The 277-nt window shown below is 65.3% G+C and carries 1 protein-coding gene; it reads right to left on the bottom strand.

The window, feature by feature from the left end; translation table 11 throughout:
- Positions 1–277, bottom strand: a 277-nt coding sequence (locus ACSNOG_RS33285) for a carboxylesterase family protein (RefSeq protein WP_436756401.1), incomplete at both ends; no start/stop codon positions are given.

The following is a 277-nucleotide window of genomic DNA, read 5'->3' as shown; positions in this document are numbered from 1 at the left end:
GGCTCTAGCGGCAGCGTGTCCGGCTCGACGACAGGCTGGAAGATCATGTTCACGCCGGGCCCGATCCGCTTCTTCAGTCGTTCCCCGGCCTCGAAAATCTGCTGCGCAGTCATGGCCTCCAGCTGATCCAGCCCATCGGCGGTTACGCCAAGCTCCTGGAGCAGGCCGCCGGCAATCTGCTGCGCCTGTCCCGAAGGCAGCGCCTGCGAAGCTCCGCTCTGCATGATCGCTTGATGAAACAGCCCCTTGGCTGCCGGCATGGCGAGCAGCGCGGCAA

Source organism: Streptomyces sp. URMC 124, assembly GCF_051386455.1.
Classification (GTDB): domain Bacteria; phylum Actinomycetota; class Actinomycetes; order Streptomycetales; family Streptomycetaceae; genus Streptomyces.
The sequence above is the reverse complement of the archived record's forward strand: the minus strand, read 5'-3'. Positions and strand labels throughout refer to the sequence as shown.